Source organism: Niveispirillum sp. BGYR6 (assembly GCF_027568365.1).
Taxonomy (GTDB): Bacteria; Pseudomonadota; Alphaproteobacteria; order Azospirillales; family Azospirillaceae; genus Niveispirillum.
The window spans coordinates 1-25,136 of record NZ_JANLNL010000004.1; the positions used below are offsets into that span (position 1 = coordinate 1).

Annotated in this window: 21 protein-coding genes; 17 read left to right on the top strand and 4 right to left on the bottom strand. The window is 63.2% G+C overall.

The window, feature by feature from the left end; all coding sequences use genetic code 11:
• Positions 1 to 168: 168 nt before the first annotated feature.
• Positions 169 to 1,908, bottom strand: coding sequence for a YbaL family putative K(+) efflux transporter (ybaL, locus tag PCJ49_RS10495; RefSeq protein ID WP_269910888.1), 1,740 nt, complete (start codon positions 1,906 to 1,908; stop codon positions 169 to 171).
• A gap of 143 nt (positions 1,909 to 2,051) precedes the next feature.
• Between ybaL and PCJ49_RS10500 the strand changes: the two genes are divergently transcribed.
• The 14 genes from PCJ49_RS10500 to PCJ49_RS10565 all read left to right on the top strand — a co-directional run bounded on the left by PCJ49_RS10500 (position 2,052) and on the right by PCJ49_RS10565 (position 18,260).
• Positions 2,052 to 2,303: a helix-turn-helix transcriptional regulator gene (locus PCJ49_RS10500; protein WP_089290677.1), complete on the top strand. Its 252-nt coding sequence runs from the start codon at positions 2,052 to 2,054 to the stop codon at positions 2,301 to 2,303.
• Between the two features lie 356 nt (positions 2,304 to 2,659).
• Positions 2,660 to 3,127: an Hsp20 family protein gene (locus PCJ49_RS10505; RefSeq protein WP_269910889.1), complete on the top strand. Its 468-nt coding sequence runs from the start codon at positions 2,660 to 2,662 to the stop codon at positions 3,125 to 3,127.
• A 119-nt stretch (positions 3,128 to 3,246) separates the two neighbouring features.
• Positions 3,247 to 3,465, top strand: a complete 219-nt coding sequence (locus tag PCJ49_RS10510; protein WP_269910890.1) for a DUF1150 family protein — start codon at positions 3,247 to 3,249, stop codon at positions 3,463 to 3,465.
• Between the two features lie 387 nt (positions 3,466 to 3,852).
• Positions 3,853 to 4,539, top strand: a complete 687-nt coding sequence (locus PCJ49_RS10515; protein WP_269910891.1) for a transglutaminase-like cysteine peptidase — start codon at positions 3,853 to 3,855, stop codon at positions 4,537 to 4,539.
• 112 nt (positions 4,540 to 4,651) lie between these two features.
• Positions 4,652 to 4,915, top strand: coding sequence for a hypothetical protein (locus tag PCJ49_RS10520; protein WP_269910892.1), 264 nt, complete (start codon positions 4,652 to 4,654; stop codon positions 4,913 to 4,915).
• A 15-nt stretch (positions 4,916 to 4,930) separates the two neighbouring features.
• Positions 4,931 to 5,137 (top strand): hypothetical protein, encoded by a 207-nt coding sequence (locus PCJ49_RS10525; protein ID WP_269910893.1) that lies wholly within the window; start codon positions 4,931 to 4,933, stop codon positions 5,135 to 5,137.
• Between the two features lie 43 nt (positions 5,138 to 5,180).
• Positions 5,181 to 5,678: a RidA family protein gene (locus PCJ49_RS10530; RefSeq protein WP_269910894.1), complete on the top strand. Its 498-nt coding sequence runs from the start codon at positions 5,181 to 5,183 to the stop codon at positions 5,676 to 5,678.
• Between the two features lie 237 nt (positions 5,679 to 5,915).
• Complete coding sequence (locus PCJ49_RS10535) at positions 5,916 to 8,363, top strand: TonB-dependent receptor (protein ID WP_269910895.1); 2,448 nt, start codon at positions 5,916 to 5,918, stop codon at positions 8,361 to 8,363.
• A gap of 149 nt (positions 8,364 to 8,512) precedes the next feature.
• Complete coding sequence (locus PCJ49_RS10540) at positions 8,513 to 10,084, top strand: flavin monoamine oxidase family protein (protein WP_269910896.1); 1,572 nt, start codon at positions 8,513 to 8,515, stop codon at positions 10,082 to 10,084.
• A gap of 17 nt (positions 10,085 to 10,101) precedes the next feature.
• Positions 10,102 to 10,515: a cytochrome c gene (locus PCJ49_RS10545; protein ID WP_269910897.1), complete on the top strand. Its 414-nt coding sequence runs from the start codon at positions 10,102 to 10,104 to the stop codon at positions 10,513 to 10,515.
• Complete coding sequence (locus PCJ49_RS10550; protein ID WP_269910898.1) at positions 10,512 to 11,081, top strand: GNAT family N-acetyltransferase; 570 nt, start codon at positions 10,512 to 10,514, stop codon at positions 11,079 to 11,081. The genes PCJ49_RS10545 and PCJ49_RS10550 overlap by 4 nt, the downstream gene beginning before the upstream one ends.
• A 141-nt stretch (positions 11,082 to 11,222) precedes the next feature.
• Positions 11,223 to 13,718 carry an HWE histidine kinase domain-containing protein gene (locus PCJ49_RS10555; protein WP_269910899.1) on the top strand — a complete coding sequence of 832 codons (2,496 nt, stop codon included), beginning with the start codon at positions 11,223 to 11,225 and terminating at the stop codon, positions 13,716 to 13,718.
• 119 nt (positions 13,719 to 13,837) lie between these two features.
• On the top strand, positions 13,838 to 17,032 hold the full coding sequence (ileS, locus tag PCJ49_RS10560) for an isoleucine--tRNA ligase (RefSeq protein ID WP_269910900.1): 3,195 nt from the start codon (positions 13,838 to 13,840) through the stop codon (positions 17,030 to 17,032).
• A 1-nt stretch (position 17,033) separates the two neighbouring features.
• Positions 17,034 to 18,260, top strand: coding sequence for an SAM-dependent methyltransferase (locus PCJ49_RS10565; protein WP_269910901.1), 1,227 nt, complete (start codon positions 17,034 to 17,036; stop codon positions 18,258 to 18,260).
• A gap of 10 nt (positions 18,261 to 18,270) precedes the next feature.
• Here PCJ49_RS10565 and PCJ49_RS10570 read toward each other — a convergent pair whose 3' ends face one another.
• Together PCJ49_RS10570 and PCJ49_RS10575 are read right to left on the bottom strand one after the other, a co-directional pair.
• A complete protein-coding gene (locus tag PCJ49_RS10570) occupies positions 18,271 to 18,870 on the bottom strand; it encodes a phospholipid methyltransferase (protein WP_269910902.1) in 600 nt (199 codons plus the stop codon).
• Between the two features lie 143 nt (positions 18,871 to 19,013).
• Positions 19,014 to 20,921 carry an ABC-F family ATP-binding cassette domain-containing protein gene (locus tag PCJ49_RS10575; RefSeq protein WP_269910903.1) on the bottom strand — a complete coding sequence of 636 codons (1,908 nt, stop codon included), beginning with the start codon at positions 20,919 to 20,921 and terminating at the stop codon, positions 19,014 to 19,016.
• 139 nt (positions 20,922 to 21,060) lie between these two features.
• Between PCJ49_RS10575 and ndk the strand changes: the two genes are divergently transcribed.
• On the top strand, positions 21,061 to 21,483 hold the full coding sequence (gene ndk / locus PCJ49_RS10580; protein WP_089286069.1) for a nucleoside-diphosphate kinase: 423 nt from the start codon (positions 21,061 to 21,063) through the stop codon (positions 21,481 to 21,483).
• An 86-nt stretch (positions 21,484 to 21,569) separates the two neighbouring features.
• On the opposite strand, the gene PCJ49_RS10585 is transcribed toward ndk, so the two are convergent.
• Positions 21,570 to 22,478 carry an alpha/beta hydrolase gene (locus tag PCJ49_RS10585; RefSeq protein WP_269910904.1) on the bottom strand — a complete coding sequence of 303 codons (909 nt, stop codon included), beginning with the start codon at positions 22,476 to 22,478 and terminating at the stop codon, positions 21,570 to 21,572.
• Between the two features lie 521 nt (positions 22,479 to 22,999).
• On the opposite strand from PCJ49_RS10585, the gene PCJ49_RS10590 reads away from it, so the two are divergent.
• Both PCJ49_RS10590 and PCJ49_RS10595 read left to right on the top strand, forming a co-directional pair.
• Complete coding sequence (locus tag PCJ49_RS10590; protein WP_269910905.1) at positions 23,000 to 23,755, top strand: carbonic anhydrase; 756 nt, start codon at positions 23,000 to 23,002, stop codon at positions 23,753 to 23,755.
• 180 nt (positions 23,756 to 23,935) lie between these two features.
• Positions 23,936 to 25,099 (top strand): ATP phosphoribosyltransferase regulatory subunit, encoded by a 1,164-nt coding sequence (locus tag PCJ49_RS10595; RefSeq protein ID WP_269910906.1) that lies wholly within the window; start codon positions 23,936 to 23,938, stop codon positions 25,097 to 25,099.
• Positions 25,100 to 25,136 lie beyond the last annotated feature (37 nt).

Sequence of the window (25,136 nt, forward strand, 5' to 3'; positions counted from 1 at the left end):
CGCGCAATCTGCCGCCTCATTCGCGCCGCCATCCTCATCGGCTCACCCAAAACACCAATCGCCGCCTGAAATCACCAAAAACAAAACCCCGCCGAATTTCGACGGGGTTTGTCAGCAGTCTGAGCCCCGGCGTTCATCAGGAACGCCGGGGCTTTTTTGCTGGCACCATCAAGCCGGTATGCTGGCCAGTGGCAGGGCGGCGGGGGCGGGTTCTTCGCGGCCCAACCCCTCCTCGATCATGCCGCGGGCGGTTTCCCGCTCCCCCATCACCACATGGCTGGCGCCATTCTGCTGCAGATGCTCCACCTCCGCATCGGCATGGGCGCGGGCGATGATGCGTAAATCCGCATTGGCGGTGCGGGCCTGCCGGATGATCTGCCCGGCCTCAAAGGCATTGGGGATGGCCACGAACATCAGCCGGGCACCGGCCACATTGGCGGCGGCCAGCACATCGGCCAGCACGGCATTGCCGGTGATCACCTCCACCCCTTCCTTGCGCAGGGCATCGACCCGGTCGGCATTATCCTCCACCGTCAGGAAGGGGATGCCGTCCTGGCCCAGTCGCTGGCCGATCAGGCTGCCTACGCGGCCATAGCCGATGATGATGGCATGATCGGTCAGGCTGGTGGGGGTGGGCAGTTCGCGGGTGGCGGCGGCCGGCGGCTCCCCCGCCTTTTCCCCTTCCGCCAGGGCCGGGTCAAGCCGGTGACCGTACTTGTCGATCAGGGTGAACAGCAGCGGGTTGACCAGGATGGACAGGATGGCCCCCACCAGCACCAGATCCTGCCCCTCGGGCGGCAACATGCCCAGTGAGACGCCCAAGGCGGCCAGGATGAAGGAAAATTCACCGATCTGCGCCAGCGAGGCGGCAATGGTCAGCGCCGTGCGGCGCGGATGGCCGAAGGCCAGCACGATCAGATAGGCCACCACCGACTTGCCAACCAGGATGATCAGCAGCGTGGCCAGCACCTGCAGGGGCTGCTTCACCAGGATGGCCGGGTCGAACATCATGCCGACAGAGACGAAGAACAGCACGGCGAAAGCGTCGCGCAACGGCAGCGATTCCTCCGCCGCCCGGTGGCTGAGCGGGGAGCCCGACAGCACCATGCCGGCGAAGAAGGCCCCCAGCGCGAAGGAGACGCCGAACAGTTCCGCCGCCCCAAAGGCCACGCCCAGGGCGATGGCCAGCACGGCCAGCCGGAACAGCTCCCGCGAGCCGCTATGCGCCACCTCATGCAGGATCCAGGGGATGACGCGGCGGCCAACCACCAGCATCAGCGCCACAAAGGCCGCCACCTTGGCCAGGGTGATCAGGATGACCATGCCCAGGCTCTGCCCGCCGGCCTGGGCCGCCACCGTGGCCGGGGCGGCATTGCTGCCATCGCCCAGCAGCCCCGCCAGGGCCGGCAGCAGCACCAGGGCCAGCACCATGGCCAGATCTTCCACGATCAGCCAGCCCACGGCGATGCGGCCGCGATGGGTTTCCACCAGCCGCCGTTCCTGCAGGGCGCGCAGCAGCACCACCGTGCTGGCCACCGACAGGGCCAGCCCGAAGACCAGACCGGCACCGAGGGTCCAACCCAGCACCCAGGCCAGCGCCATGCCCATCAGGGTGGCCACACCGATCTGCGCCACCGCCCCCGGAATGGCGATGGCCTTCACCGACATCAGGTCTTTCAGGGAGAAATGCAGCCCGACACCGAACATCAGCAGGATGACGCCGATTTCCGCCAGCTGCGGCGCCAGCGTGGTATCGGCGACATAGCCCGGCGTGCCGGGGCCGATCAGCACGCCGGCCACCAGATAGCCCACCAGGGGCGAGATTTTCAGCCGCTGCGCCAACATGCCGAAAATGAAGGCCAGCGCCAGGCCAGCCACGATCATTGTAATGAGCGGTGCGTGATGCATTACCAATCCCTGCCTTTCCGTGGGTCATGTTGGCCCTGACGGCGCCCTTGACCTCTCAACCATTTAAGTCATATTCACCCAATATGGTTGGAAAACGCCTTACTTCAACCGTCCATCGCCTGTCAGATCAGGGTTTTTTGCCAATGCCGACGGAAATTTGCCCCGCCCAGTGCCGCGCCGCGCGGGGCTTGCTGGACTGGAGCCAGGAGGAGCTGGCCCAGGCGGCCGGCCTGTCCCGCAGCACGGTGCGTGATTTCGAGGCTGGCCGTCATGAGCTGCAGCGCGCCAGCGCCACCCTGCTGGTGCAGACCCTGGCGGGGGCTGGTGTGCTGCTGCTGGGGCCGACGGAGGCCGGGCTGGGGCAGGGGGTGCGGCTGGTCCGGCCTGCAGAATAGGGCGCGCGCTTCGAGAATCCTCTTGCCGAAAAATTGCACAAAATTTAATCACGGGCGGAGAGGCTCAAGCGTGGCGCGGCCGAATCAGCGCACGTTCACAGACTTATCCACAGATTCTGGGGATTTCGCTTACCGGATGGGGGATTTCAGCACCGGGAGCGGCTGGGACAAACAGATACGATCCGCTTCACCGTATCCCCCTTGCCTTGAAGGGCGCCGCGCAATACCCATGTAAGCAGAACTGAGGGGGCGTGGTGCCGGTGCGGGCCACGCCCCCCAGGGCTCCCGCGCCGGAAGGCGGCTGCATCAGGCCGGTCCGGCGCGCGACAACTCGCTCTTGTTGAGGAGACAGTGCCGTGACGACCCGCCTTTCCCTGTTCAACAGTCCCTTCCTGCTGGGCTTCGACCAGTTTGAGCGCACGCTCGACCGGATCGCCAAGAACGCCAATGAAGGCTATCCCCCGTATAATATCGAGCAGACGTCGGAAGACGGCCTGCGCATCACCCTGGCCGTGGCGGGTTTCACCGCCGAGGATCTGCAGGTGCAGATGGAGGATAATCAGCTGGTCATTCGCGGCAAGCAGACCGATGACAAGTCCCGCCTCTACCTGCATCGCGGCATTGCCGCCCGGCAGTTCCAGCGCAGTTTCGTGCTGGCGGAGGGGATAGAGGTGGTGGGCTGTGATCTGAATAATGGCCTGCTGAATGTCGATCTGCGCCGCCCCATCCCGGAACCCAAGGTGCGTACCATCAAGATCGGTACCCCGGCAGAGGCGACACCCGGCGGGCGCACCATCGACGTTTCCCCGGAACGCAACGATTGAACGGGCGGGGCTCTTCACCGCTTTTTTTGTAAACCGGATATTCAGGATTTCCATGTCCTGATAGGGGTGGCGGGAATGGAGGGTCCGTTCCCGCCGGCCATGGCCAGGAGTATGGCACCATGAACCAGACCAGCCAGTTTCTGCGTACCATGACGGTGAAGGATTTCGCCGTGCTGGGCGTCAATGCCATCGCTTATGTGAAACCGGTCTTGTCGGAAGGCCAGACGGCCTTTTCCATCCATGCCGCTGATGGGACGGCCCTGGCACTGGTCCCGCGCCACGATCTGGCGCTGGCCACCGTGCGCCAGCACGATATGGAACCGCTGAACGTGCATTGACCGCTGCCCCCGGGAAGGGGGCGCAGGGTAGATGGTTGAACGGCGCCCAGCCCCTGGGCGCCGTTTTTCATTGGGCAATCGGCCCAAAGGCATAGAAAGAGATTTGTCAGCCAGACAATTTGACGAATAGAAAATAATTCATCGCGGTGTAAATTCAAAAAACGATCACCGCCGCCAGAAGATTGTTTGATGTCTGCTGTTTTTGTTCAAAGTATATCGCCTGTGCGATATTGCAGTGCACAAGGCATGTTGCCGATATCGGTACCTATGTCATTTCGACGTATGCGGCGTCTGATCACAGCTTACTGCTTTGTTGCGTCATTATGGTTAATCTTCCGTTACGGAAGTTGTGCCCTGCCGCAGGCCGCCTTTGCCCTTCCCCTGGCAATGGGCCGCCCGCGGCGCTCCCCCTTTCCCTTTTTCGCCCTGATGGGGTTGATGGGGCTGGTGCTGGTTGCCAACACCCCGACGGCCCTGGCGGTCAGTTGGGATGGGGCTGCCATGGCGCCGCTGCCGCAATATCGTACCTATTGCCAAACCTATGGTGACCGTGACCCCGGTTGCGCCGCCGCGCTTGGGGGGCGGTCAGCGGTCTCCCTGGGGATGGACCGGTTGAACGGCAAACAAAATTCGCTGGCCATGGCGCTGTATATCCACCGCCAGGTGGTGGCCGATCTGATTTATGTGAAGGAGCCCAAGGATGTCTGGCAGGTGCTGGGCACCATCGGCACCGGCATGACGGGCGATTGCGATGATGTGGTGATGACCACCATTTCCCGGCTGCTGCGCCGGGGCTATCCCCGCGCCGCCCTGCGCGCCACCATCGTGGAACTGCCCGATGGTGGCGGGCATCACCTGATCCTGGGCGTGCGCCTGCCAGAGGGGGAGGTGTTCCTGGATGATCGTCACCGCTGGCAGCGCACGGCGGCCGAATTGCAGACGGCTGGCTACCGGTTTGTCGCCCAGGAAGTGCCCGGCCAGTCCCTCTGGCGCCGTCCGGGGCAGGAGAGGCCGTTGCCGCCAGCGGGGGAAACCATCGCCGCCCTGGTGCAGGCAGCATCTCCTGGGGTTTGATGGGGCGTGTGCGGCATAATCTGCTTTTGCTTCAACCAAGGTCGATATTGTCTTTCGCTCTGACTTGTGGGTTTGGCACTTTTTTTGCCAGTAAGGGGCGTGGTTTCCGGAAATGCCCCGCAAAATCCCCAAAAATCTGCATGAATTCTATGCGTCTGTCCTGAATTCAGGCTGCCTGCCCGCAGAATGGGCAGCAAAGCAGGTCGTGCTTGTGCGCGATCCGTGGCATTGGCTGGCCTTGGCCGCTGGCACGCTTGTTGCTGTACTTGATTTTCGTCAAGAGCTGCGGGTCTGCCGCGAAAATCGCGGTCCAAACGATTTTTCGGTTGGTTCTGCCCGTACCCTGTTGATGTGCTGTCCACCCGGACGCGGTTGAAGGACGAAGGATGACATGGCCAAACATGCTGTCAGGGTCGCGGTCAGGAATGTCGTCAAGGTGGTGACGGTGGCGCCGCGTGCGGCGTCCCGGTCTGCCAACCCGCCGGGGGTGACGCCGTCTGCCGCCGGTCGGCCCGAACTGCTGGCCGGGGTTTCCTGGGATGACAGCCGCAAGGTCTGGCTGGTGCATCCGCCGGGCCGGGGGTCAGACCATGGCTAAGCTGGCCCGGACGGCGAAACGATAAATTTAAACAGGAGGTTGGATGTTGAAGCGTTATCGCGGCCTGATCGGGCTTTCTATGCTGGCAGCGGCGGTTGGAACCGCCCAGGCCGACGGGATCAAGCGCACCGATGTGCCGAATTTCCCCATCGCTTCCTCCGTTCTGGTGCCGGGCGGTTCGGACCTGATCTTCCTCAGCGGCACCACCCCGCCGGTGGTGAACAAGGAAGCGCCCAAGGGCAGCACCGCCGTTTACGGTGACACCGAAACCCAGGCTTTCAACATCTTCACCCGCATCCAGGAAACCCTGAAGGCCCAGGGCCTGACCATGGGGGATGTGGTTTTGATGCATGTCTATCTGGTCGGTGACCCGGCCAAGGGCGGGGCGATGGATTTCGAAGGCATGATGAAGGCCTACACGAAATTCTTCGGCACCGCCGAACAGCCCAACAAGCCGGCCCGCTCCACGGTGCAGATTGCGGGCTTGGTGGTGCCGGGCATGTTGGTGGAAATCGAGGTCGTGGCCGCCAAGGCCAAATGACCCGACAGGGGCGGGAAGGCGAGGGGTCGCCCTCCCGCTCTCTTCTTTTTTAAACATCCACCGGCCGCACGGGTAATGCGGGTGGGGATGAAGTGGGGTCTGACGGGGGTTCAGTCCGAAAAATCGGCGCTCTCCCAGAAGATCCCCGACAAGCCCGGCAAACGGGCATCACGGGGATGGAAATCGCAACCGAGGAGGAATGAGACCAAAACCGAGTTGAACAGGGGACTTAATAAGATGCGGGTAAAGAACAGCACACCGGCTCAGCATCCGGCACTGCGCAAGATCGCCCTTGGCATTCTGTGCTCCTCCAGCCTTCTCCCCATCCTCGCCACGGCCCCGGCCGTGGCGCAGGAGGTGGACGAGATCATTGTGACCGGCACCCGCGTGGCCAACCGCACGGCGACCGAAAGCCTGGCACCGATTGACGTGTTCAGCCCGGCCGATATGGAAAAGCAGGCCTTCAGCGATACCAACGATATTCTGCGTACCCTGGTACCGTCCTTCAATGTAAGCCGGAACGCCATTTCCGATGGCTCCACCTTCGTGCGTCCGCCGACGCTGCGCGGTCTGCCGCCGGACCAGACCCTGGTGCTGGTGAATGGCAAGCGCCGCCATCGCTCTGCCCTGGTGCAGCTGGGCGGTGGTGCGCTGGCCGCCGGCGCCCAGGCGCCCGATCTGGCGCAGATCCCGGCCATCGCCCTGAAGCAGGTGGAAGTGCTGCGCGATGGCGCCTCGGCCCAGTACGGTTCCGACGCCATTGCCGGCGTGATGAATTTCCAGCTGAAGGACGCCGCAGAGGGCGGCACGGCGGAGATCCAGTATGGCTCCACCTATGAAGGCGATGGCGACAATGTGAAGACGGCCGCCAATGTCGGCCTGGCGTTGGGGCCCAATGGCTTCTTCAATCTGTCCGCCGAATATAGCCAGAATGATGCCACCAATCGCGGTGTGCAGGACCCCCGCGCGCCGGCCACGAAAAAGGATCTGGCGATGAACTGGGGCTCCCCCGATGCGGAGGCCCTGCGCATTGTCTTCAACAGCGGCATCGACCTGACCGAGAATAAGAGCATCTATCTGTTCGGCAATTATGGCCGCAGCAAGAGCAATGGCAGCTTCTTCTATCGCCCGCCTTCCACCGATCACGCGGTGAATGGGCCGGTGCTGCCGGTGGCTGGCAATCCCAACGGCTTCACCTTCCGTGAATGGTTCCCGGAAGGGTTCACGCCGCGCTTCTATGGCGATCTGCGCGACGCCTCCCTGGTCGGTGGCTTCAAGCATGAGCTGGAAAGCGGCCTTGTCTATAATATCAGCGGCTCCTATGGCCGCAGCCAGCTGGATTACGACCTGAAGAACACGGTCAACCCCTCGCTCGGGCCGGCGAGCCCGCGTGAATTCTATGTCGGCCGGCTGGTGCAGGAAGAAACCAGTGCCAATATCGATCTGGCCTATCCGGTGGAAATCGGGCTGGCCAGCCCGATGAATCTGGCCGTCGGCACGGAATTCCACCGTGAGGTTTATGAGATCAGCCCCGGCGACACGGCCTCCTATACGGTTGGCCCCTATGCCTCCTACCGCGATCCCAAGACGGGGGCGCAGCTGGGGATGCCGATCGGTTCCAACGGTTATCCCGGCTTCCGCCCGGAAGATAGCGGCCAGTTCGCCCGCGATAATATCGCCTTCTACATCGATACCGAAACTGATCTGACAGAGGCATTCACCCTGGGCGTTGCCGGCCGGTACGAGGATTTTGATTATTTCGGTTCCACCTTCAACTGGAAGGTCAGCGGCCGGTATGAGCTGACGGATGATTTCGCCCTGCGCGGCTCGGTGAATACCGGCTTCCGCGCCCCCACGCCCGGCCAGTCGCAGACTTCCTCGGTGCAGACCTATTTCCCGGCCGGCAGCTCCAGCCCGGTGGCACGCGGCACCTATCCGGCCGCCAGCGCCGTGGCACAATATTTCGGCGCCAAGCCGCTGAAGGAGGAGGAGAGCACCAACTTTGCCGGTGGTTTTGTCGCCAAGGTGGCAGATATCTCCCTGACCGCCGATTACTATAATATCAAGGTGAAGGACCGTATCGCGCTGTCCGGTGACTTCAACCCCACGGCGGCAGACCGTACCGCGCTGGCGGCGCAGGGCGTGCCGGGGGCCAATACGCTGGGGGCCGTCAATTACTTTACCAACGCCTTCAATACCCGCACCCAGGGCGTGGATGTGGTGGCCAATACCAGCGTGGAGGTCGGTGACGGCAAGCTCGATCTGACGGCGGCGGCCAATTACAACAAGACCAAGGTGATCAAGCGCAATGCCTCGGTCATCGGGGACAACCGCGTCGCCGATCTGGAAAAGCAATTGCCCAAGGTGCGTGGCAATTTCAGCGCCATCTATTCCCTCGGCGAATTCTCCCTGCTGGGCCGCGCCAGCTATTACGGCAAGTTCACGGATACCGACAATTACGCCAAGACCTTCGGCTCGGAATGGCTGTTCGATACGGAGGTTTCCTACACCTTCTATGAACAGGTGACCCTATCGGTCGGCGCGCAGAACCTGTTCGACAATTATCCGGACAAGTTGAACAAGACGGCCGCTGGCACCTATGCCGTGGGGCAGGTTTATCCCGATACCTCCCCCGTCGGTTATGATGGCGGCACCTATTATGTGCGCCTGAAGGTCGCCTTCTGATCATCCAGCATGGCGGTGGCGCCCAGGCTGCCACCGCCCTCTCCTTTCCCGAAGCAAGGGGGCGGGCTGGACAGGCGAACGCCTTTTCCCACCCGCCCCTTCCGAGGCGAAGAATGGCTGTAGAAAAACTTCCCCTGCCGGCAGGCCGGATGACGCGCCGCCAGCTGCTGTCGATGATCGGCACGGCGGCCGGCAGTTCCGTGATGTATCAGGCGGCAACCTCGCTCGGCTTCGCGGCTGAGAGTGAATTCAAGGGCCCGCCCGACCTGTCCGGCGCACCCAAGGGCACATCCGTGCTGATCTTAGGCGCGGGCTGGGCCGGGCTGGTTGCCGCCTATGAACTGGGCAAGGCCGGTTACAAGGTGCAGGTGCTGGAATACCGGGAAAAGGCCGGTGGCCGCGCCTGGACCCTGCGCGGTGGCGACACCTATACGGAGCTGGGCGGCTTCACCCAGAAGGTGGGGTTCGACAAGGGGAATTACCTGAATCCCGGCCCCTGGCGGGTGCCGTATCACCATCGCGGCGTGATGCATTACTATCACGAGCTGGGCGTGAAGCTGGAGCCGTTCTTCCAGATCAATTACAACGCCTATGTCCATTCCAAATCGGCCTTTGGCGGCAAGCCGCAGCGCTATCGCCATGTGCTGGCCGATTTCAACGGCCATGTCGCCGAACTGCTGGCCAAACTGGGCCATAAGGGCGGGCTGGACGGTTACGTCACCAAGGAGGATCAGGAGAAGCTGCTGGCCGCCATGCAGGATTGGGGCGCGCTGGACGACAATTATGCCTATACCGCCAATGCCGAAACCTCCAACCGGCGCGGCTTCGAAAAAGACCCTGGCGGCGGGCTGTCGGGGGAACCGATCCCGTCCAAGCCGATTGAATTCTCCCAGTTGCTGCAATCGGGCCTGTGGCGGGCGATTGGCACCGGTTCGGGCTATGAGTTCCAGACGGCCCTGTTCCAGCCCGAAGGCGGCATGGATGCCGGCCCGCTGGCCCTGGCGGAAAAGGTGAAGGACAAGATCACCTTCAATGCCAAGGTGACGGAAATCCATCAGGATAATGCCGGTGTCACCGTCACCTATGTTGATGCCAAGGCTGGGGGGGCGGTGAAGACGGCCAAGGCCGACTGGTGCCTCTGCACCATTCCGGCGTCGATCCTCTCGCAGATCAAGAAGAACGTCTCGCCCGCCATGGATGCCGCCATCGACGCGCTGCCCTATGAGGCGGCCTTCAAGGTGGGGCTGGAGTTCAAGCGCCGCTTCTGGGAACAGGATGAGGAGATTTACGGCGGCATCACCTATACCGACCTGCCGATCTCCGTCATCTCCTACCCCAACAGCCATTATGGTTCCAAGGGCAAGGGCGTGCTGCTGGGGGCCTATCCCTGGGGGCCATTCGCCTATGAATTCGCCGCCATGGCGCCGGAAGAGCGGGTGAAAAAATGCGTCGAATTCGGCGCGCAGATCCACCCGCAATATCTAAAGGAATTCGATAATGGCGTGGCGGTGGCCTGGCACCGCGTGCCCTGGACCCTGGGCTGCTTTGGTTCCTGGACGGAGGAAAAGCGCAAGCAGCATTACAAGGATATCTGCCAGATCGACGGGCGCCTGCTGCTGGCGGGTGAACATGTCTCCTACCTGCCGGCCTGGCAGGAAGGGGCCGTGCAATCCTCGCTCGATGCCATCACGCGCCTGCACCAGCGCATCATTGCCAAGTGACGGAAGGGAGAGACGCGATGAAGAATAGCCTGCTTTCCCTGGGTTTGGCGCTGCTGGCGCTGGGCGCTGCCCTGCCGGCGGGCGCCCAGCGCACCGATGCCCAGACCAGTGACTTTGCCGATGCCCGCCGTTTCCCCTATCAGGATGGGGAGCATCTTTACCGGTCCATCTGCCAGGGCTGCCACATGCCCGATGGCAAGGGGGCCACGGGGGCCGGCACCTATCCGGCCCTGGCCAGCAATGCCAATCTGGAGGCGGCCGGTTATCCGGTCCATATGGTGGTCAATGGCCAGCGGGCCATGCCTTCCTTCGGATATCTCAGTGACGATCAGGTGTCCGCTGTGGTGAACTATGTCCGCAGCCATTTCGGCAATCATTACAGCGATGCCGTGACGGCCCAGGATGTGAAGGACAGCCGGCCCACCCGATGAGCGACACTGTGACGGAGAGAGTTGAGACCGATCGGCCCACGCTGCGGCTGGCCCGGCCGGATGACCGGGCCAGCCTGGAAGCGCTGGTGGAACGCTCGGTGCGCGATCTGGGGCGGGGTTATTACACCCCGGCCCAGATCGAGAGTTCATTGAAATATATCTTCGGCATCGACGGCACGCTGATCGCCGACGGCACTTATTTCGTGGTGGAGCTGGCGGGCCAGCCGGCCGGCTGTGGCGGTTGGAGCTATCGCCGCACCCTGTTCGGCGGCGACCAGTTCAGCGACCGTTCCCCCGCGCCGCTGGACCCGGCGGTGGATGCCGCCAAAATCCGTGCCTTCTTCGTCGATCCCGCCTTTGCCCGTCGGGGCATCGGGCGGATGCTGATGCAGGCCTCCGAACAGGCGGCGCGGGCGGCGGGCTTCCGGGTGCTGGAACTGATGGCGACATTGCCGGGGGTGCCGCTTTATCAGGCACTGGGCTTCACCGCGACCGGTGCGCTGGATAAGCCGGTGCCCGATGGCACCACCATCCCCTTTGTGCCCATGCGCAAGCAGTTGGGGTGATGCTTCACAGGCCAAACTTTTGGCAAGGCTCGGCCATTCCGGATAGATAGAGCTGCAGGCTGGTCAGATGGCCCTCAAATGGGCAAGGTTCACCGTGGTCTGGCATGGCGATCCTGCCTTTCGTTGCCTCTGGTGCCGCCGTTGAGACGTCCGCTTGTCCTGCTGCTCCTGGCGGCGATCCTGCTTCCCGGCACCACCGTGGGCCTGATCTCCTGGCGTGCCTATGAACATACGCTGGAAAGTGCGCGTGATGATCGCCACCAGCAGGCCCGCGCCCTGCGCGAACATATGATGCGGGTGTTCGAGGCGCAGTCGCTGGCCATCGAACTGATCGATACAGAGCTGGGTGATACACCCTGGCCCCAGGTGGCCAAACTGCCCCGGCTGGATGCCGTCATCCGTCGGGTGGTGGAACGGTCGCCCCATATTGAAAGCCTGTGGCTGATTGATCCGGATGGCAGGGTGGTGGCAGGCGGCGGCCCGGCGGAAGGCAGTAAGGGGGCGCTGGAAATTGGGGATGATGTCAGCCGGCGCAGCTATTTCCAGGTACTGCGCAAGGGGGCTGACACATATCTGACGGTGGATGCGGCCGAGCGCTCAGGCCCGGCCATCAGTTTCAGCCTGGCCCGCCGGCGCGGGGAGGTGCCACGGCCTGCGGCTTTTGACGGGGCCATCCTGGTTACCATCCAGCTTTCCTATTTTGAGCAGTTCTGGCGCGATTACCGCCTGTCAGATCAGGGCGTGGTGACGCTGCTGCGTGGTGATGGGGAATTGCTGGCCCGCTATCCGGTGCCGACGGACCGGCGGCTGTTGCGCCTCCCCGCCAATTCCAGCTTTTTCCTGGCGCGGGCCAAGAATAATGAGGAGGGGGATTACCGCTTCAATTCCCTCATCGATGGGGTGGATCGCATCTACTCCTATGTGCGCATCCCGGAGATGGACAGCTATATCGTTGTCGGCACTGATCGTTCCGTCATTCTGGTGAACTGGTGGCAGGATACGCTGACCCTCTCCATCATTGCCCTGCTGCTGACGCTGGCGCTGGTGGCGGCGGCCTTGCAGGCGATGCGGCGGGGCAGTGCCCTGGCCCATGCCAACCACCGCCTGACCGCCTTGACCGACGATCTGGCGGCGGAGGTGACGCGCCGGCGGGCGGCGGAAAGCACCCTGGTGGCGCGGGAGGAGCATGAGGCGGCCCTGCATCGCGCCAATGAGGCGCTGGGGGCGGGGGAGGAGCGGTTCCGCCTGCTGTTCGAAACCCTGACCCAGGGTGTGGTGATCCATGATGCCGCCGGGCGCATCCTGTCAGCCAATGCGGCGGCAGAGCAGATATTGGGCCGCACCCTGGCGGAAATGGTCGGGCCAGCCGGCGACGGGGTGGATTGGGGGGCGGTGGATGCCGAAGGCCAGCGTGTGGAGCGGGCCGATTTTCCGGTGATGGGGGCGCTGACCACGGGCCGGGTGGTCCATGGCATTTCCCTGGGCATCTACAACCCCCGCCGGTCGGAACGGCGCTGGCTGGTGATCGATGCCGTCCCCATCCAGCGGCCGGGCGATAGCGCCCCTTCGGGCGCTTATGCCGTGTTCAGCGATGTCACCGAACGCCGGCGCGGCGAACAGGCCCAACGCCTGCTGATCCGCGAGGTGGACCATCGCGCCAAGAACGCGCTGGCCGTGGTGCAGGCGGTGATCCGGCTGACCAAGGCCGAAACGCCCCACCGCTTTGTCGAGGTGGTGGAAGGACGGGTGGCTGCACTCGCCCATGCCCATACCATCCTGGCGATGAACCGGTGGGAAGGCGCCCTGCTGCGCCGGCTGGTGCAGGTGGAACTGGAAGCCTATGACGGACAGGATGGCGGCAGGGTGGAGATCAGCGGCCCGGACATCACCGTGCGGCCGGAGGCGGCCCAGCCGCTTTCCATGGTGCTGCATGAATTGACCACCAATGCCGCCAAACATGGCGCGCTGGCCCAACCGGATGGCAGGCTTTACGTGCGCTGGGCGGTGATTGATGGCGGCGATGCCATCCAGCTTGATTGGCAGGAAACGGGCGGCCCTGCCCTGGGTGACGGCCCCGCCCGGCGCGGCTTCGGCTCCACCATGATCGAAGCCAGTATGCGCCAGCAGTTGCAGGGCGGCATCACCTATGACTGGACCTATGACGGGCTGCACGCCACCATCCGTTTCCCCGCCGACCAATTGGCCCCGCTGGATACGCTGGCCCGCGGTGTACCGCCCGACGTGGCGCTGGATGAGGATGATCTGCCGGTGGAACCGGCGGGCCAGACCGGCCCGCGCATCCTGTTGGTGGAAGATAATATCCCCTTGGGACAATTGTTCCGGGAGATGCTGGAGGCGCTGGATTACGCCGTCATCGGCCCCTACACCAATGTGCCCGCCGCCCTGGCGGCGGCACATGGAAAGCAGATCGACGCCGCCATGCTGGATATTGAAATGAATGGCGCCCAGGTTTTCCCCGTGGCCGAAGCCCTGCGCCATCGCGGCATCCCCATGCTGTTCTGCACTGGTTACAGTGATGTGTGGGAACCGGAATGGGCCGATGTGCCCATTTTGCGCAAACCCGTCACCCTGCCGGCCCTGCGCGACCGGCTGGCGGCCCTGCTGCCAGCCGCGTGATTTTTTCGGCAAGGTTGCCCTGCGCCCCGCCATTCTGGACAGCGTGCCCGCGCATCGTTACATGACAGTTGCCCCCAGGTGCGTCCGGTGCCGGGGCCTGTCCAATGCGTGGGTGCGCCATGACCAACCAAGATTCCAGCTTCCGCCCCTATCCCGCCGCCGAACCCAACCCGGATTTCCCCCGGATTGAGGAAGAGGTGCAGCGGATTTGGAAGGAAAACGGGGTCTTCCAGCAGTCGGTGGATTTCCGCCCGCTGGAACAGGATGGCAAGCACAATGAATTCGTCTTCTATGACGGCCCGCCATTCGCCAACGGCCTGCCGCATTATGGCCATCTGGTCACGGGCTATGTGAAGGATCTGGTGCCGCGCTACCAGACCATGAAGGGCCGCAAGGTTGAACGCCGTTTCGGCTGGGACTGCCACGGCCTGCCGGCTGAGCTGCAGTCCGAAAAGGAACTGGGCGTTTCCGGGCGTCACGACATCCTGAAATACGGGATCGACAAGTTCAACGCCCACTGCCAGGTGTCGGTGCTGCGCTTTACCCAGGAATGGGAATATTACGTCACCCGCCAGGGGCGCTGGGTCGATTTCCAGAATGATTACAAGACCATGGACATCACGTTCATGGAAAGCGTGATGTGGGCCTTCAAGCAGCTCTGGGATAAGGGGCTGGTCTATGAAGGCTACCGCGTCGTGCCCTATAGCTGGGCCGTGGAATCGCCGCTGTCCAACTTTGAAACCCGGTTGGACAATTCCTACCGTGAACGGCAAGACCCGGCCCTGACCGTGCGCTTCCGCCTGCACCCGCGGGCGGGCGATGCCGGTGCGTTGGATATCCTGGCCTGGACGACCACGCCCTGGACCCTGCCGTCCAACCTTGCTTTGGCCGTGGGGCCGGAGATCGAATATGCGGTCATGCGCAAGGGCGATGACCGGCTGATCCTGGCCAGCAGCGCCATTGGCAAATATGCCAAGGAACTGGAAGGCTATGAGCAGGAATCGACGCTGACGGCGGAAGATTTGCGCGGCCGTACCTACGAGCCGATCTTCCCCTATTTCAAGGGGTTGGAGAAGGCGCACCAGATTCTGGTGGCGGATTTCGTCACCACCGGTGACGGCGTCGGCATCGTTCACATGGCCCCCGGCTTCGGTGAGGATGACTTGGCCGTCTGCAAGGCCCATGGCCTGCCGGTCAAGGTGCCGGTGGATGTGGCCGGCAATTTCACCGCCGAAGTGTCCGATTATGTCGGCCTGAATGTGATTGAGGCCAACAAGCCGATCATCCAGGATTTGAAGGCGCGCGGCGTTGTGCTGCGGCACGAAACCTACCTGCATAACTATCCGCATTGCTGGCGCACCGATCAGCCGCTGATCTACAAGGCGGTGAACAGCTGGTACGTGGAAGTGTCCAAGTTCAAGGACCGGATGGTTGAGCTGAACCAGCAGCAGATCAACTGGATTCCCGGCCATGTGAAGGATGGTTCCTTCGGCAACTGGCTGGCCAATGCGCGCGACTGGAACATCTCCCGCAACCGGTTCTGGGGTTCGCCCATCCCGGTCTGGCGCAGCGATGACCCCCGCTATCCGCGCATCGACGTGTACGGCTCCATCGCCGAACTGGAGCGCGATTTCGGGGTGAAGGTCACCGACCTGCACCGCCCCGCCATCGACCATCTGACCCGCCCCAACCCGGACGATCCGACCGGCCAGTCGATGATGCGCCGCGTGGAAGACGTGCTGGATTGCTGGTTCGAGAGCGGCTCCATGCCGTTCGCCCAGCAGCATTACCCGTTTGAAAACAAGGAACGGTTCGAGCGTAACTTCCCCGCCGATTTCATCGTCGAATATGTGGCCCAGACACGCGGCTGGTTCTACACGCTGATGGTGCTGTCCACGGCCCTGTTCGACTGCGCCCCGTTCAAGAACGTCATCTGCCACGGCGTGGTGCTGGACGAGGATAAGCAGAAGCTGTCCAAGCGTCTGCGTAACTATCCCGACCCGGTGGAGGTGTTGAACAACCAGGGTGCCGACGCGCTGCGCTGGTATCTGGTGTCCTCGCCGCTGATGGTGGGTGGCGATCTGGCCATGCCCAAGGATGCGCGCGGCATCGCCCAGGCCCTGCGCCAGGGCGTGCTGCCGCTGTGGAATGCCTATAGCTTCTATACGCTCTACGCCAATATTGATCAGGTCAACGGCACCATCCGTGCCGACCAGAAGGGGCTGCTGGATCGCTATATCCTGGCCAAGACGCGGGAACTGGTGGAAGGCATTGAAGGCCGGCTGGACAGCTACGACCTGCCGGGTGCCTATGCGCTGGTTGCCGGCTATTACGACGCGCTGAACAACTGGTATATCCGCCGTTCGCGCTCCCGCTTCTGGCGGGAAGTGGGCGAGGGGGAGGCCCAGGATAAGCGCGATGCCTATGACACGCTGTACACCTGTCTGGTGACGGTGACCAAGGCGCTGGCCCCCATGCTGCCGCATGTGACGGAGCGGATTTATACCGCTTTGACGGGCGAAGCCTCGGTGCATCTGGCCGATTGGCCGGATGTGTCGCACCTGCCGTCCGACCATGAATTGACCAGCCAGATCGACCTTGTGCGGGAAATCTGTGCCGCCACCATGTCGCTGCGCGAAGCCAAGAAGCTGCGCATCCGCCTGCCGCTGCGCACGCTGACCATCGTCCACCCGGACGCCGACCGGCTGAAGGGCCAGTTCGACGCCGTGCTGGGGGCGCTGGTGGCGGATGAGGTGAATGTGAAGCAGGTGCTGGTGTCGTCCGACATCAGCCTTGTCGGCACCCGTCAGCTGGCCGTCAATGCCGCCATCGTCGGTCCCAAAGTCGGCCCGAAGATGAAGGAAGTGATGGCCGCCTCCAAGCAGGGCAACTGGACCGACAAGGGCGACGGTACGGTTGAACTGGCCGGCGTGGTGCTGGAAGCCGGTGATTTCGACATCCGCATCCAGGCCAAGGAAGGCACCCATGCCGCCCGCTTTGCCGGTGGCAAGGGCGTGGTGGTGCTGGATGTGACCGTGGATGCGGAACTGGAGGCGGAAGGCTGGGCACGCGACTTCGTGCGCGCCGTGCAGTCCACCCGCAAGGATTCGGGCTTCCAGGTCACCGACCGTATCACCATCACCACCCAGGTGCCCGATGCGGTGGCCGGTGCCTTGGCGACCCATGCGGAAACCATCAAGCGCGAAACCCTGGCGCTGGATCTGGTGGTGAACCCGGCCAGCCTGCCGGAAGGGGCTGTTTCGGTTGATCTGTCCGGTGCCAGCATCGAACTGGCGCTGGCCAAGGCCAACTGAGATGACTGAAGCCCTGGCGTCGGTATTGGCGGAACTGCGGGCGCTGCTGCTGGATGGGGAGGGGCTGGTCAGGGCCGTTGCCTCCGGCCGGCAGCGCAATACCAGCCCGCCCTGGCGCCGGCTGGAACTGCGGCCCGTGGCGCTGAAGGCGGGCCAACGCCTTCAGCGCGTCGCCTACGATGAGCGCCAAGCCCATACGGCCAACGCCGCCTATGGCGATGACGCGGCTGCCATGGTGGATGAAGCCCTGTCCCAGGGCTTTTCCAACTGGCATGTGGAAAGCACCGGCGGCACGCTGCAAATCCGCATCACCAAAAAGGGTGAGCCGATGGTCAGCCGTACCAAGCCGGCCGCCCCGGTGGAACGCGAGCTGTCCCACAACCGGGCCAAGGCGCGGCTGCTGGACCCGGCGGACCCGTTCTGGCAGGCGATTGGCATTGCCGATGCCGATGGCCGCATCAAGCCGACCAAACAGGACAAGTTCCGCCAGGTAGAGGAATTCCTGCGCGCGCTGGATGCGGTGCTGAAGCCGGAACAATTGCCGGGCGACCGCCCGTTGCGCGTCGTCGATCTCGGCTGCGGCAACGCCTATCTTACCTTCGCCGCCTATCGCTTCCTGGCCCATGTGCGTGGGCTGGAGGTGGATATGGTGGGCGTGGATGTGAAGCGGCAGGCCCGCGAACGCAACAGCGCCCTGTCGGCGCAACTGGGCTGGGACGGATTGCGCTTTCTGGAAGGCACCATCGCAGACGCCCCGCTGGATGGGGCCGATGTGGTGCTGGCCCTGCACGCCTGCGACACGGCGACCGATGATGCGCTGGCCCGCGCCGTGGCCTGGAAGGCGCGCTTTGTGCTGGCCGCCCCCTGCTGCCACCATGATCTGCAAAAGCAGCTCCGCGCCGCCGAACCGCCGGCCCCCTATGGGCTGGTGACGCGCCATGGCATTCTGCGGGAACGGCTGGCCGATGCGCTGACCGATGCGCTGCGCGCGGCCTTGATGCGGCTGTCCGGTTATCGGGCGGAGATTGTGGAATTTATCGGCAGCGAACATACCCCGCGCAACACCCTGTTGCGCGCCACCTTTACCGGTGGGGCGGGGGATAAGGATGTGCTGGCCGATTACCGCGCCCTGATCACCGAATGGAAGGTGCGCCCGCGTCTGGCCCAACTGCTGGGGCTGGAAGGCACGGGCCTGGAACTGCCTCAGGCGGGGGATGCGGGTTTTTAAGGAACCCGCCTCAATCCCGCCAATAACCCCAGACGCTGGCCGGCGGTACATTGGCGATGGTGAAGCCCACCCGCTCGCCCTGAATGCCCAGTTCCTTGCGCTTCAGGGGGGAGCGGGCGGAATAGGTATAGGCGTAGAAGCGCCGTCCCTTCGGCATGATGGCGAAAATTTCGTCCACGATGGCGCGCTGCCCCTCTGTGGGGATCAGGATCATCGGGATGCCACAGATGACGCTGCCCACCTTGCCCACCAGATGCGGCGGCAGCATCTTGCGCACATCCACCACATCGCCTTCCAGGATGTTCACCGCCGGAAAATGCCGGCGCAGATAGGGGGCCAGTTCCGGGTCACGCTCCACGGTGTAAAGCCGGTTGGCCGGCACACCATGTTCCAGCAGGGCGCGGGTGATGGCCCCGGTGCCGCCGCCGAACTCCACCACCACCTCATCCGGACCAAAAACAGCTTCGCTGGCGATCAGCCGGGAGAGCTGGGGCGAGGATGGCGTGATGGAGGCCATCTGTAATGGCCGCGCCATCCAGCGCTTGAAAAACAGCCAGGCGGCGTTCGGCTCCTTGGGCAGGGCGGCTGCCTCGGCGCGGTCTAGCGGCATTTCGGGTCTGAACCCTCGTGGTTGAACCGTTTGGACAGCACACATGGCATGTGCCCTGCCGCAATGCAATGACAAGGCTGTGCGTTATCTTTAAGGCAGAACACCGTCTGGTACTGGCCGGGCAGGGCTTTACCCTTTTTGTCTCAACCCCCCAGCCCTTCCGCCATGGCCTTTTCCATCTGTTCGGACAGGTCCAGCCATTCCATTTCCGCCTCTTCCAGCTCGGCCGTCACGGTGCCCAGTTCAATCTGGATCTTCGTCACCTTGTCCGATGGGCCGTCATACAGCTTCGGGTCGGCCAGCTTGGCTTCCAGCTCCGTTTTGCGCTTGGTCAGCTTGGCCATACGCTTGTCGATATCCTCGATCTTGCGGCGCAGGGGGGCCAGTTGCTGGCGCAGTTCGGCAGCAGCCCGGCGTTCATCCTTGCGGTCGCGCGCCGGGGCGGCGGCGGTCCCGCCGCTGCCTTTCTCCGCCGCCCGTTCGGCGCGGCTTTTTTCCAGCAGCAGGCGCTTATAATCCTCCAGATCGCCTTCGAACGGCTGGCAGGTGCCCTCATTCACCAGCCACAGCCGATCCGCCGTCAGTTCCACCAGATGCGGATCGTGGCTGATGACGATGACAGCGCCCTCATACTCGTTCAGCGCCTCCACCAGCGCCTCGCGGCTGTCGATATCCAGATGGTTGGTCGGTTCGTCCAGCATCAGGATATGCGGCGCGTCGCGCGTCATCATGGCCAGCAGCAGCTTGGCCTTTTCCCCGCCCGACAGGCCGGAGATTTTGGTGTCCGCCTTGGGCTGGGTGAAGCCGAACCGGCCCAGATGCGACCGCACCTGCCCTTCCAGCGTGCCCGGCGGCATCACCGCCTGCATCTGCTGCAGGGCCGTCCAGCCCAGGTTCAGCTCATCCGACTGGTGCTGGGCGAAATAGCCGACGCGCAGCTTGCCCGACCGGAACACCTCGCCGGACAGCGGCGCCATGCGCCCGGACAACAGCTTCACCAGGGTGGATTTGCCATTGCCATTGGCGCCCAGCAGGGCGATGCGGTCATCCCCGTCAATGCGCAGGTTCAGCCGTTTCAGGATCGCCTTGTCGCCATAGCCGGCCACGGCATTATCCAGCCGGATCAGCGGCGGGGCCAGTTCCTCGGGCGAGGGGAAATTGAAATTGACCGGCGTATCGTCGATCACCTGAATGCGCGGCCCCAGCCGTTCAATCGCCTTCAGCTTGCTTTGCGCCTGGGTGGCCTTGCTGGCCTTGGCGCGAAACCGGTCCACGAAGGACTGTAAATGCGCCCGCTGCGCATCCTGCTTGGCGGCCATGGCCTTGGCATGTTCCATCCGCATGGAGCGGACCTGCACGAACGTGTCGTAATTGCCGCCGTAAGAGGTCAGCTTCAGCTGATCCAGATGCACGATGGTCGTCGGCACCTTGTTCAGCAGGCCGCGATCATGGCTGACGATCAGCATCGTGTGCGGATAGTTTTTAAGGTATTCCTCCAGCCACAGGGTGGCTTCCAGGTCCAGATGGTTGGTCGGTTCGTCCAGCAGCAGCAGGTCAGGTTCGGTGAACAGCACGCCGGCCAGCGCCACGCGCATCCGCCAGCCGCCGGAAAAATCCGAACAGGGGCGCTGCTGCGCCTCGGCATTGAAGCCCAGGCCGGACAGGATGCGGGCGGCGCGCGATTCTGCCGAATGCGCGCCGATATCGGCCAGCCGCGCATGAATTTCCCCGATCCGCTCCGGGTCGGTGGCGGTTTCCGCCTCGGCCAGCAGGGCGGTGCGTTCGGTATCGGCGGCCAGCACCGCCTCGATCAGGGTCGTTGACCCGGCCGGTGCCTCCTGCCGCACCCAGCCCATCTTCAGGCCCGATGGCAGGAACACGGAGCCGGAATCGGCATGGATTTCGCCAGCGATCAGGCGCAACAGGGTGGATTTGCCCGTGCCGTTGCGGCCCACCAGGGCCACGCGGTGGCCGGCGGGGATGGTGACGCTGGCGCCTTCCAGCAAAAGCCGGCCGGCGATACGGTAGGTGAGGTCGGTGATCTGCAGCATGATGGGGTGGGCTTTACCACAGGTGCTGTCTGTGCAGAAGCGGCACGCATATAAGCTTTCACAGATTGGACGTTGTGGACGGACCTATACATCGGTATAAGGCCGCGCAAGTTTAACCGCTTAGGCCCAGGAGATTCCCATGGCTGTCGAACGGACGCTGTCGATCATTAAGCCCGACGCGACCCGCCGCAACCTCACCGGCAAGATCAATGCCCGCTTCGAGGAAAACGGTCTGCGTATCGTTGCGCAGAAGCGCGTTCAGCTGTCGAAGGCGCAGGCCGAGCAGTTCTACGACGTTCACCGCGAACGCCCCTTCTTCGGCGAGCTGGTGTCCTTCATGATCTCCGGCCCGGTGGTGGTGCAGGTTCTGGAAGGCGAAGACGCCGTTGCCAAGAACCGTGAGATCATGGGCGCCACGAACCCGGCCAACGCCGCCCCCGGCACCATCCGCAAGGATTTCGCCGAGAGCATCGAGGCCAATTCCGTTCACGGCTCCGACAGCCTGGACAACGCCAAGATCGAAATCGCCTATTTCTTCGCTGGTACGGAGATCGTCGGCTGATTTCAGCCTGACGATAAGGTGCGTTTTGGTGAAAAGCCCGCCGGGGAGTATCTCCTCGGCGGGCTTTTTGCGTTATGGCCGGTCCCTTATGGCCAATGGCTTCCCTGGGCAACAGCCCGCCCCAGCGTCAGGGCGGCGGCCAGCGTATGCGCATAGGGCGACGTGCCCAACCGGGGGTCGGGATCGTGGCTGGTATAGAAACTATGGTCGGCCCCTTCATATTCCATCACCCGGCAGGTTCGCCCCTCAGCCTGCGCATTGGCGCAGAAATGGCGGATGCTGGCGATGGGTACCTTGCTGTCAGCGGTGCCATGGAAAATCAACGTCGGGGGCAGGGCGCCCACATCCATGGCGATGGGTGAAATCCACCAGGCCAGCGGCTTCAGATAGAACGGGGCGGGCGTGGCCAGATCAACCACCGGGTTGAACAGCACCAGGGCGGCCGGCTTCTCCCCCTCATCCGCTTTCAGGGCGGCGGCCAGGGCCAGATGCCCGCCGGCTGATCCGCCGGCCAGGATCAGTTTTTTCGGGTCGATCCCATAGGTGCCGGCATGATGGCGCAGCCATTCATAGGCATCTTCCGCATCATTCAGCGATTGTAATGCGTTGCTGCCATCCCGGCATTTCACCCGGTAATCCGCCAGGATGGCCGCGAATCCGGCTGCCACGAAGGCATCGGCCTGTTCCTGGAAAGCTGTGATTTCCCCTACCCGCCAGCTGCCGCCGAAAAAGAACAGGATGGCCGGCCGGGGTGAAGGCCCGGCGGCTTCGGTCGGCTGGAAAATATGCAGCTGCAAATCCCGGTTGCCGGGATGGGCATAGGTGACACTGATGGCGCCTTCCAGCTGCTCCGGCTGCGGGCGCACACCCTCGCAACTGCCGCCCAGCACACCGGCCACGGCCGCCTGTTGCTGTGGGGTTGCCACATTGTCATCCGCCCGCCGGCAGCCCGCCAGGCCGGTGATCAGCAGCAGAAGCCCTACGAAAGCGACCACCCGGCCGTGCATCATTGTTTCCGAAAGACATTCACGCGTATGTAGTGATCTTATTAGCAGAGCAGGGGATTTTGCCGCAATGTTTCCGATCCGGCATCAGTCCGTCTCGATTGTGGGGGGCACGGTGGCGGTGGCGGGGGGACAATCTCCATAGCGCCGCTGCACCCTGGGGGGAGCTGCTCACCTGCCGTATGGAGATCGCTGGCACTATTCCAGTGCCTGTTCTCCTGTTGAGGTAAAAAATATCGTACTGCAATATATTGTTTATTGACATAATTTTGATTTTTTGGTGTATGATAATCGAAGTTAAATTTTAATTTTTAATGGTAGTTACTTTTAATTATCATAAATATATTCAATTTTTCTATAAAATTCCAAATTTTATCCCAAAAATTCCTAAATTAATGAAAAATTTTCCTTATGAAAATGTTCAACCCAAATATGTGTGACCTTTATAACCAGCAACATAATGAGTCTGGGGAATTAAAACAGGTTCCCCATTAACACGCCGATGGTGTGCCATGTCTCCACGTATCGCAGTCGCTTTCACTTCCTTGATGTTGACCTTTGCCGCTCCGGCCTTTGCCGAGGGGGCGCATACCCATTGGACTTATGAAGGGGCGGAAGGCCCTGCCGCGTGGGGCAAGCTTTCGCCCGATTTCGCGGCGTGCGAAGCCGGTCAGGCCCAATCACCGATCGACATTGTCGGGGCGGTCCCGGCGCAACTGGGACCGATCGGCATCAGCTATCCCAAGCAAGCGGCCAGCATCATCAATAATGGCCATACCATCCAGGCCAATATCCAGCCCGGTGCCTCCATCGACCTGGAAGGCCAGCGCTATGATCTGGTGCAATTCCATTTCCACCACCCCAGTGAGCATGAGGTGGCGGACAAGAAGGCACCGATGGAACTGCATCTGGTGCATAAGAACGCCCAGACCGGCCAGTTGGCGGTGCTGGGGGTGATGATCGTGCCGGGCCCGGAAAACACCACCCTGGCCTCTGTCTGGGCGGCGATGCCAGCCAAGGAAGGCAAGGCGGACAAGGAACTGACCCTGGATCTGGCCAAACTGGTGCCGGCCAGCCGTGATTATTTCCGCTATGAAGGTTCCCTGACCACGCCCCCCTGTTCAGAGGTGGTGCATTGGGTGGTGCTGAAACAGCCCATCACCCTGTCACAGAAACAGATCGATGCCTTTGCCGCCCTGTTCCCGGACAATGCCCGTCCGGTACAGCCGCAGAACCGCCGGTTTGTGCTGCAGACCGCCGGAAAATAACGACCAGCCTGCGGGGCGGTGGCATGGTTGCGGCCACTGCCCCGCGCCCACGCAGGGCAGCCGCGCTATGTCGGGCTTCCTTTGCGTTTGCGTGAAGGCGGGGTGTGGGCTAAGACCGGTTACCGGTGTTGGGGGGCCACCCCTGGCCATTGGCATGTACAAGACATCGGTTCCTGCCCCATGAGCGATACGCCCACCAAGGCGCTGGCCGCCAAGGCATTGCTGCCTACCGGATTGCGTGACCTGCTGCCGCCGGACGCGGAGCATGAGGCGCAGATTGTTGGCCGCCTGTTGAAGGAATTCCATCGCCATGGCTATGAGCGGGTGAAACCCCCGCTGGTGGAATTTGAGGAGGGGCTGCTTTCCGGTTCCGCCGCAGCATTGGCCAACCAGACTTTCCGCATCATGGACCCGGTCTCCCAGCGCATGATGGGCGTGCGGTCCGATATGACGCCCCAGGTGGCCCGCATCGCCGCCACCCGGCTGCGCAAGGCCGCCCGGCCGCTGCGCCTGTCCTATGCCGGCCAGGTGCTGCGCGTGAAGGGCAGCAGCCTGCGCCAGGAACGCCAGTTCGGCCAGGTGGGCGTGGAACTGATCGGCCCCGACCGGGCCGAGGCAGATGCCGAAATCGTCCTGCTGGCCGCCTCGGCGCTGGCTGCCGTTGGTGCCAAGGGCGTTTCCATCGATCTGACCGTGCCCACCCTGGTGCCGGCCGTGGCCCAGGCCCTGAACCTGACCGGGGATGATTACGCCCGTCTGCGTTCCGCCTTGGATCACCGGGATGCCAAGGCGCTGGCAGAGGCTGCCGGCCCCCATGCCGATCTGTTCAGCGCCATTCTGGGCGCCAGCGGCCCGGCCCCGGCCGCCGTTGAACGGCTGGCCGCTATCGCGCTGCCGCCGGTAGCGGAGGCCGCCCGTCAGCGCCTGACCGAGGTGGTGGCGCTCATCGGGCAAGCCGCCCCGCATCTGGCCGTGACCATCGATCCGGTGGAAATGCGCGGCTTTGAGTATCAAACCGGTGTCAGCTTCACCCTGTTCGCGCGCGGTGTGCGCGGTGAGGTGGGGCGCGGCGGGCGTTACCGCACCGGCGGCGACAGCCCGGTGGGGGAGCCCGCGATCGGTTTCACCATCTTCACCGACACGGTGCTGCGCGCCATCCCCGGCCCCCAGCCGGTGCGCCGCGTGCTGCTGCCGCTGGGTACGGATTATGCCGAGGCGTCGGCCCTGCGCGCCCAGGGCTGGCACACGGTGGCGGCCATGGATGCCTGTGATGATCCCGTGGCGGAGGCGAAGCGGCTGGGCTGCTCCCACCTGCTGCGCCAGGGCGTGCCGGAAGCGTTATAACCTGATTTAATGTCCATGGAGCTGTCCCCTCCCAGGT

Bases quoted from the DNA above. Each gene is read 5' to 3' on its own strand.
- ybaL (WP_269910888.1), bottom strand. From the start codon at position 1,908: ATGCATCACGCACCGCTCATTACAATGATCGTGGCTGGCCTGGCGCTG.
- PCJ49_RS10500 (WP_089290677.1), top strand. From the start codon at position 2,052: ATGCCGACGGAAATTTGCCCCGCCCAGTGCCGCGCCGCGCGGGGCTTG.
- PCJ49_RS10510 (WP_269910890.1), top strand. From the start codon at position 3,247: ATGAACCAGACCAGCCAGTTTCTGCGTACCATGACGGTGAAGGATTTC.
- PCJ49_RS10515 (WP_269910891.1), top strand. From the start codon at position 3,853: ATGGGCCGCCCGCGGCGCTCCCCCTTTCCCTTTTTCGCCCTGATGGGG.
- PCJ49_RS10520 (WP_269910892.1), top strand. From the start codon at position 4,652: ATGCCCCGCAAAATCCCCAAAAATCTGCATGAATTCTATGCGTCTGTC.
- PCJ49_RS10525 (WP_269910893.1), top strand. From the start codon at position 4,931: ATGGCCAAACATGCTGTCAGGGTCGCGGTCAGGAATGTCGTCAAGGTG.
- PCJ49_RS10530 (WP_269910894.1), top strand. From the start codon at position 5,181: ATGTTGAAGCGTTATCGCGGCCTGATCGGGCTTTCTATGCTGGCAGCG.
- PCJ49_RS10535 (WP_269910895.1), top strand. From the start codon at position 5,916: ATGCGGGTAAAGAACAGCACACCGGCTCAGCATCCGGCACTGCGCAAG.
- PCJ49_RS10540 (WP_269910896.1), top strand. From the start codon at position 8,513: ATGACGCGCCGCCAGCTGCTGTCGATGATCGGCACGGCGGCCGGCAGT.
- PCJ49_RS10545 (WP_269910897.1), top strand. From the start codon at position 10,102: ATGAAGAATAGCCTGCTTTCCCTGGGTTTGGCGCTGCTGGCGCTGGGC.
- PCJ49_RS10550 (WP_269910898.1), top strand. From the start codon at position 10,512: ATGAGCGACACTGTGACGGAGAGAGTTGAGACCGATCGGCCCACGCTG.
- ileS (WP_269910900.1), top strand. From the start codon at position 13,838: ATGACCAACCAAGATTCCAGCTTCCGCCCCTATCCCGCCGCCGAACCC.
- PCJ49_RS10565 (WP_269910901.1), top strand. From the start codon at position 17,034: ATGACTGAAGCCCTGGCGTCGGTATTGGCGGAACTGCGGGCGCTGCTG.
- PCJ49_RS10570 (WP_269910902.1), bottom strand. From the start codon at position 18,870: ATGCCGCTAGACCGCGCCGAGGCAGCCGCCCTGCCCAAGGAGCCGAAC.
- PCJ49_RS10575 (WP_269910903.1), bottom strand. From the start codon at position 20,921: ATGCTGCAGATCACCGACCTCACCTACCGTATCGCCGGCCGGCTTTTG.
- ndk (WP_089286069.1), top strand. From the start codon at position 21,061: ATGGCTGTCGAACGGACGCTGTCGATCATTAAGCCCGACGCGACCCGC.
- PCJ49_RS10590 (WP_269910905.1), top strand. From the start codon at position 23,000: ATGTCTCCACGTATCGCAGTCGCTTTCACTTCCTTGATGTTGACCTTT.
- PCJ49_RS10595 (WP_269910906.1), top strand. From the start codon at position 23,936: ATGAGCGATACGCCCACCAAGGCGCTGGCCGCCAAGGCATTGCTGCCT.